General features: G+C 63.3%; 8 protein-coding genes. 5 read left to right on the top strand and 3 right to left on the bottom strand.

Annotation, left to right across the window (positions count from 1 at the left end; genetic code table 11):
- From VZ95_RS13565 to xth, 3 genes are all read right to left on the bottom strand, one after another.
- On the bottom strand, positions 1-1,049 hold a 1,049-nt coding region (locus VZ95_RS13565), incomplete at its 3' end, for a phosphoglycerate kinase (protein ID WP_045776323.1).
- A gap of 13 nt (positions 1,050-1,062) precedes the next feature.
- A complete protein-coding gene (locus VZ95_RS13560) occupies positions 1,063-1,536 on the bottom strand; it encodes a hypothetical protein (protein WP_045776322.1) in 474 nt (157 codons plus the stop codon).
- The gene (gene xth, locus VZ95_RS13555) at positions 1,533-2,336 is read right to left on the bottom strand and encodes an exodeoxyribonuclease III (RefSeq protein ID WP_045776321.1); all 804 of its coding nucleotides are present in this window, start codon (positions 2,334-2,336) and stop codon (positions 1,533-1,535) included. The genes VZ95_RS13560 and xth overlap by 4 nt, the downstream gene beginning before the upstream one ends.
- 273 nt (positions 2,337-2,609) lie before the next feature.
- On the opposite strand from xth, the gene gpmI reads away from it, so the two are divergent.
- Genes gpmI through VZ95_RS29785 form a run of 5 tightly spaced genes read left to right on the top strand, consistent with a single transcriptional unit; the run spans position 2,610 to position 6,817 of the window.
- Positions 2,610-4,166 (top strand): 2,3-bisphosphoglycerate-independent phosphoglycerate mutase, encoded by a 1,557-nt coding sequence (gpmI, locus tag VZ95_RS13550; RefSeq protein WP_045776320.1) that lies wholly within the window; start codon positions 2,610-2,612, stop codon positions 4,164-4,166.
- 1 nt (position 4,167) lies between these two features.
- Positions 4,168-5,400, top strand: a complete 1,233-nt coding sequence (locus tag VZ95_RS13545; RefSeq protein WP_045776319.1) for a murein hydrolase activator EnvC family protein — start codon at positions 4,168-4,170, stop codon at positions 5,398-5,400.
- 8 nt (positions 5,401-5,408) lie between these two features.
- Positions 5,409-5,666 carry a hypothetical protein gene (locus VZ95_RS29795; protein WP_456297704.1) on the top strand — a complete coding sequence of 86 codons (258 nt, stop codon included), beginning with the start codon at positions 5,409-5,411 and terminating at the stop codon, positions 5,664-5,666.
- Positions 5,632-5,952: a S41 family peptidase gene (locus tag VZ95_RS29790; protein WP_456297703.1), complete on the top strand. Its 321-nt coding sequence runs from the start codon at positions 5,632-5,634 to the stop codon at positions 5,950-5,952. The genes VZ95_RS29795 and VZ95_RS29790 overlap by 35 nt, the downstream gene beginning before the upstream one ends.
- On the top strand, positions 5,933-6,817 hold the full coding sequence (locus VZ95_RS29785; RefSeq protein ID WP_456297702.1) for a S41 family peptidase: 885 nt from the start codon (positions 5,933-5,935) through the stop codon (positions 6,815-6,817). Before VZ95_RS29790 ends, VZ95_RS29785 begins: the two co-directional genes overlap by 20 nt.
- Positions 6,818-7,000: the final 183 nt, after the last annotated feature.

Raw genomic sequence — 7,000 nt, 5'->3', positions numbered from 1 at the left:
ACGAGCTTTCCAACCTGGGTCAGGTCGGCGGCGGCGCGGGCGAGGGCGACCGTTCCGGCATCGAAGGGCGGGATTTCGAACGCGCCTGCCGGGCCGTTCCAGACCAGAGTCGAGGCCGCTTCGAAGGCTTTACGGGCTTCGACAACGCTAGCCGGGCCAATGTCGAGCGCCATTTTGCCGTCGGGGATTGCGCTCGAAGCGACAATCTCGAAGGCCGCCCCGGCTTTGAACTCGGACGCGACGGCGAGATCAACCGGCAGAATGATCTTACAGCCCACGGTCGCGGCTTTGGCCAGGATCGACCGGGCCGTGTCGGCCATATCCTTTTCGCATAGGGAGGCCCCGACCGGGTGGCCTTGGGCATAGAGGAAGGTATTCGCCATCGCCCCGCCGATCACCAGCGCGCCGACGCGGGCGACGAGGTTGGTGAGAATATCGAGCTTGGTCGACACCTTCGCGCCGCCGACCATCGCGACGGTTTTGGCCTGCTCGCCGCCGCCGAGGGCTTTGGTGAGCGCTTCAAGCTCGGCCTGCATCAAGCGTCCGGCGACGGCGGGAAGCTTGCTGGCAAGGCCCGCCGTGGAGGCGTGGGCGCGGTGGGCGGCCGAGAAAGCGTCGTTCACCCAGACATCGCCCAAAGCCGCGAGGGCCGCCACGAAAGCCGGGTCATTCTTCTCTTCGCCCGCGTGGAAGCGCAGGTTTTCGAGCAGCAGCACGCCGCCGGATGCCAGCGCGGCGACAGCGGCTTCGGCCTGCGGGCCGATGCAATCCTCGGCAAAAGCCACCGGACGCCCGCCCAAGGCTTTGGCGAGCGGGGCGACCAGGTGCGACAGGCTGTTTTCGGTATCCGGCCCCTTCGGGCGTCCGAAATGGGAGAGCACGATGACTTTCGCGCCCTTATCGGCCAATTCGGCGAGGGTGAGGGCGGCGCGCTCGATGCGGGTGGCATCCGTCACCACGCCGTCTTTCATCGGCACATTCAGATCGACGCGCACGAGAACGCGCTTGCCCGCAACTTCAACCTGATCGAGCGACCGAAACCCCGCCATTATCGTCTTCCTTTTAGTAGATGCGCAGGGCCAGCAGATTGGCCTGCGTAATCGCGTTCATTGTCAATTGATTGGCTTTTGCCGCCACATGCGCCCGGCGGACGATGGCAACGAAATCTTCAAGGCGCGAATCGAACTTAATCTCGCGCGTCCCGGATTTCACCGTCAACTCCATCCAGCCGTTCAGCCGGTCGCGGCGCAGCGAATAATAATTGAGGTTGAAGCGCGACAGTTCGGTCCAGCGGAACGAGACCGTATTGAGGCCGCGCATGAAAATGCCTTCGTCGTCGATGCCCACCACCGTGCGGTGCCGGATATAGGTTTGCGCGACGAAATAGAAGCAGAGCAGGCCGATGGAGCCGAGCATTGTGGCAATCGGCCAATCGGGGCGCACGAGGGCAATCGGGGCCAGCGTCGCGATCATCCCCAGGCCCGCCCGGATGTAATCGCCATACAGCGCGCGAATATCGTAGCGATGAAGGCTCACGCGGGCACCGTTAAACGCACGAGGACGGGAACATGGTCGGAGGCTTTCTCCACCCCGCGCCAGGGGCGCTGAGTTTCGGTGGAGTGCAGCCGGTCTTTCAGGGGCGGCGTGACCCAGATGTGATCGAGACGGCGGCCCTTATCGGCCAAATCCCAATCTTTGGCGCGGTAGGACCACCAGGAATAAAGTTTTTGGTCGGCGGGCACGAAATGGCGGACGGCATCGGTCCAGTTCAGCCCCGCCTGCCACGCGGCCATACGGTCGACTTCGATCGGGGTGTGGCTCACCACGTCCAGCAGCTTCTTGTGCGACCAAACATCCTGCTCCAGCGGCGCGATATTGAGGTCGCCGACCAGCATCATCGGGTGATCGGCGCTGCGATTCTGGCTGAACCAGTCGGTCACTTCATCGAGAAAGCGCAGCTTATGGGCGAATTTCTCATTCTGCTCAGGGTCGGGAATATCACCGCCCGCCGGAACGTAGAAATTATGCAGCTCGATTCCACCGACTTCGGCGGAAACATGGCGGCTATCGGTCCGCTCGCACCAATCCAGCGTTTGCGTGCGGGTGAGCGGCAGGCGCGAGAGAATGGCGACGCCATTATAAGCCTTCATGCCCTTGATTGCCTGATAGGGATAACCCGCCTGGGTAAAGGCCGCGCCGGGGAAAAACGCATCCTCGGTTTTGATTTCCTGAAGGCATAGAACATCTGGCGCGGCCTCGGCCAAAAACCGCAGGACGGTATCGAGGCGCAGGCGCACGGAGTTGATGTTCCAGGTCGCAACGGTCAGCGTGGTCATGGGGTCAGTCCGACGAAAGGTCAGCGGGCAAGCGCGGAGAGAAAGACGGGACATAGCACAGGTATGCTGGCCAAACCCGTGATCTTTAAGGAACCTATGCCCAACATGCGGCCTACCCCCTCGCGGGACTATCGAGACGCTAAAAACACCTCTTTATGGCGCGTTGCAGTGCATCCGTCCATAGCGGTGAGCGTGTTTTGCTTCTATATAAAAGCAGATAGCGGGCAGGTCCGCCCCTTACCCCGCCTGCCGTTCGACGAAAGGAAGCCGATCATGTCCCCGCGCCCTGTAGTTCTGTGCATTCTCGATGGCTGGGGCCTGCGGTCCGATCTCGATAATAACGCCATCGCCCAGGCGAACACGCCGACCTTCGACCGGCTGATGCAGACCTGCCCGACCGGGCGGTTGAATGCGTCCGAACGCTTCGTCGGGCTGCCGGAAGGGCAAATGGGCAATTCCGAAGTCGGTCACATGAACCTCGGCGCGGGCCGCATTGTTGTGCCGGACCTGCCGCGCATCGACAATGCGTTGCTCGATGGGTCGCTGGCGGCAAAACCGGGCCTGCACCAGTTCATCGCGACTCTCAAGGCCTCGGGCGGCGCGGCGCATCTGCTCGGGTTGATGTCCGACGGCGGGGTGCATAGCCATCAGGATCATATCGTTGGCACCGCCAAGCTGATCGCGGCCCAGGGCGTGCCGGTCATCCTCCATGTCTTCACCGATGGGCGCGATACGCCGCCGCAAAGCGCGCTGACGTTCTTAAGCCAAGTGGAAGCGGCGCTCGGCGGCGTTCCGGGGGTGCGCATCGGCACGCTCAGCGGACGGTTCTTCGCGATGGACCGCGATAAGCGCTGGGACCGGGTGGAAGCCGCCTATCGGGCCATCGTATCGGCGCAAGGCAAAATGGCCGAAAGCCCAAAAGCGGCAATCGAAGCCTCCTATGCCGCCGGTGAATTGGATGAGTTCATTCAACCAACCGTCATCGGGGCCTATGCCGGTATGGCGGACGGCGACGGGTTGATGATGGTGAATTTCCGTGCCGACCGGGCGCGGGAACTGCTCACGGCGCTGGCCGATCCGGCCTTCGACGGGTTTGCGCGCAGCCGCACCCCGAAGTTTGCGGCGATGCTTGGCATGGTTGAATATTCGAGCGCGCTGAACGTGTTTTTCCCGGCGCTGTTTCCGCCCGAAGATATTCCCGATACTTTGGGCGAAGTGCTGGCGAAGGCGGGTAAAACCCAGTTGCGCATTGCCGAGACCGAGAAATACGCCCACGTCACCTTCTTCTTCAACGGCGGGGTTGAAACCGTGTTTCCCGGCGAAGAACGGATTTTGGTGCCGAGCCCGAAGGTGAAAACCTACGATCTGCAACCCGCGATGTCGGCGGTGGAAGTCACCGATAAGCTGGTGGCGGCGATTGAGGGCGGGCAGTTCGATGCCATCGTCGTGAATTACGCCAATACGGATATGGTCGGCCATTCCGGCATTCTGAGCGCCGCTATCGAGGCCGTTGAAACGGTCGATGCTTGCCTCGCGCGTTTGGAAGCGGCCGTCGTTAAGGCTGGGGGCGCGATGCTGGTGACAGCCGATCACGGCAATGCCGAACAGATGATCGACCCGATCACGCGGGAGCCGCATACGGCCCATACGCTCAATCTGGTGCCGACGATCCTGGTCAATGCCCCCGCCGGGGTCAAAAGCCTGCGCGAAGGGGCATTGGCCGATGTTGCACCGACGCTGCTCGCCTTGATCGGGCTGCCGCAACCCGCCGTGATGACCGGCATCAGCCTGCTCTCCGATGCCGCGCCAGCCCAGGCGGCGGCTGAGTAAGATGAAGGCGCTGCGCGGATGGGGGCGGCGCGGGGCGGGGGCCATTCTGGCCCTCGCGCTGGCGTTTTCCCTGCCCGCGGCCGCCCAGCAGCGCAGCGCCGAGGAGCAAAAGGCGCAGGAGCTTCGCCGGATCGAAAGCGAGCTTGCCGCAACCCGCGCCAAACAGCAGCAACTCGCGCAGCAGCAGAAGGCGATCCAGGCCGAGGTTGAACAGTTGCGCGCGCAGCTTACGGTGTCGGGTCGCTCGGCCAGCGAGAATGAGAAAGCGCTGACCGACCTTGAGGGGGCCTTGCGCGATCTTGAAACCGACGCCGACGATAAGCGCGTGACGATCGCCCTGCGCCGCGCCGAACTGGTGGAACTGCTCGCCACCAGCCAGCGCCTCGCCCAGTTTCCGCCCATCGCCATGCTGATGCAGCCGGGCGACCCGCAGGATGCCATCCGCGCCGGGCTGATTATCGGCGGCACTGTGCCGGCAGTGCAGGAGCGGTTGCAGATTCTGCGCGGCGAACTCGATGAATTGGCGAAGGTGGATGATACCATCCGCCGCCAGCGCGACCGCGTGTCGACCCAGGTACGCGGCCTCGCCCAGGAGCGCACGCAAATCGCCGCCCTCCTGAAGCGCAAAGAGGCGCTGGAAGAACAGCTCGATACCGAAGCCGATAAATCTGGTGCAAAGCTCAAGCAGCTCGCAGGGTCGGCCAAAGATCTGCGCGATCTTTTGGAAAAACTCGTGGCCGACCGGCAAGCCGACGAGCGCCGCCGGGCCGACGAAGCCGGGCGGGCGGCGGTGCGGCGCGAACAGGCGGCAGGGCATATCGATCTTGGTGACGCGCTTATCACACCCAAGGCCGGGCGCACGCTGCCGGTAAGCGGCAAGATCACCGGGGCCTATGGTCAGGCCACCGATGTTGGGGCGACCGCGCGCGGGCTTTCCATCGAAACCCGCAATGGTGCCCTTGTTTTGTCACCGGCGGCGGGCAAGATCATTTTCTCCGGCCCCTTCCGGGGCTACGGGCTGATCTTGATTGTGGAACATAGGGATGGCTATCATAGCTTGCTGGCTGGGTTAGGCCGATTGGATGCGACCGTTGGGCGCGCGGTCGATCCCGGTGAGCCGGTTGGGGTGATGGGTGAGGGTGGCGACCATGCGCCGGTGCTCTATTTCGAACTGCGTCGCCAAGGGCAAACCTTGAACCCGCAGACCTGGGTTTCGGCGCAACGAGCCAATTAGGAGTGGTAATGGAACGACCTGGCCCCCTTTCTTCCGACCCGCACGCGCCGGCGGCTCCCTCGCGCCTGCGCTATCTTGCGCGCGGTGCCGCCATCGGGCTGTTGATCGGCGCGGGCGTGGTGATCGGTCAGGCGATCAGCATTCCTGAGACTTTGGCCCAGACCAAAACCTCCGACACGTACCGTCAGCTCGATCTGTTCAGTCAGGTCTTTGAGCGCATTCGGGCGGATTATGTGGAAAAAAGTTTCCGATCAAGCGCTGATTGAAGCCGCCATCAACGGTATGCTCACCTCGCTCGACCCGCATTCCTCCTACATGAACCCGAAGAGCTTCGAGGAAATGCAGGTCCAGACAAGCGGCGAGTTCGGCGGTTTGGGGCTGGAAGTCAGCCAGGAACAGGGCGTCATCAAAGTCGTCTCGCCCATCGACGATACCCCCGCCAGCAAGGCCGGGCTGAAACCGAACGATCTGATTACCCATATCAATGGCGAGGCTATCGTTGGCCTGACGTTGCAGGAATCGGTCGAAAAAAATGCGCGGGCCGGTCAATAGCGAAGTGCGCCTGACCATTCGCCGCGAGGGCCGCGATGCCTTCGACGTGACCCTGACCCGCGCCATCATCAAAGTGGAAAGCGTGCGCTCGCGGCTTGAGGGCGACGATATCGGCTATCTGCGCATCACCAGCTTTACCCAGCAGAGCGACGCGGGCGTGCAGGCGGCGATGAAGAAATTCAAGGAGCAGGCCGGGCCGAAGCTGAAGGGCATCGTGCTCGACCTGCGCCGCAACCCCGGCGGTTTGCTCGATCAGGCGGTTTCCGTGTCCGATGAGTTCCTGGAGCAGGGGGAGATTACCTCCACCTCCAGCCCACGCCGTCCGGAAGGCGCGACGCGCTTCAACGCGAAGCCCGGCGATCTGGCGGCGGGGCTGCCGATGGTCGTGCTCATCGACGATGGCTCGGCTTCGGCCTCGGAAATCGTTGCGGGCGCGCTGCAAGACCATAAGCGCGCGGTGATTATGGGCCAAAAATCCTTTGGCAAGGGCTCGGTGCAGACCGTCACCCGCCTCGGTCCCGGCAATGGTGGTATTCGCCTGACGACGGCGCTCTATTACACACCGTCGGGTCGTTCGATCCAGGCGAAGGGGATCGAACCCGATATTATCGTGCCGCTGGCACGCGTCGAAACGCTGAACGCGGGCGAGCGTCGCAGCGAAGCGGCCCTACGCGGCGCAATCCGCAATCCGAACGAGCGGGCCAACCCGGCGGCACCGGGCTCCGTTGCCCCGGTTGCGCCGACGCCGGCGGCCAATGGCGAGCCAGCGCCGCTGGTGTTGGGGTCGGCCGATGATTACCAACTCGCCCGTGCCGTCGATCTCATTCGCGGCATTTCGCTTTACGTTAATCGCGCGCCGAACTGAGCCGCGTCTCTAGCTTCAGAGGGTTTGCGCCGCCATGACCAGCATGACCGATCCGCGCGGTGCGCCGCCGCAAAACCGGGGCGGCGGTATTCTTGCCGCCGCCTGGTTGCTGCTGATCGCCCTGTTCGCCGGAATGGGCGCTTGGGTGTTTGCGATTACGCGCGGGGTCGATACCCCGCCGCC

Origin of the sequence: Elstera litoralis, from assembly GCF_000963705.1 — a bacterium.
In the GTDB taxonomy this organism is placed as follows: domain Bacteria; phylum Pseudomonadota; class Alphaproteobacteria; order Elsterales; family Elsteraceae; genus Elstera; species Elstera litoralis.
The sequence above is the reverse complement of the archived record's forward strand: the minus strand, read 5'-3'. Positions and strand labels throughout refer to the sequence as shown.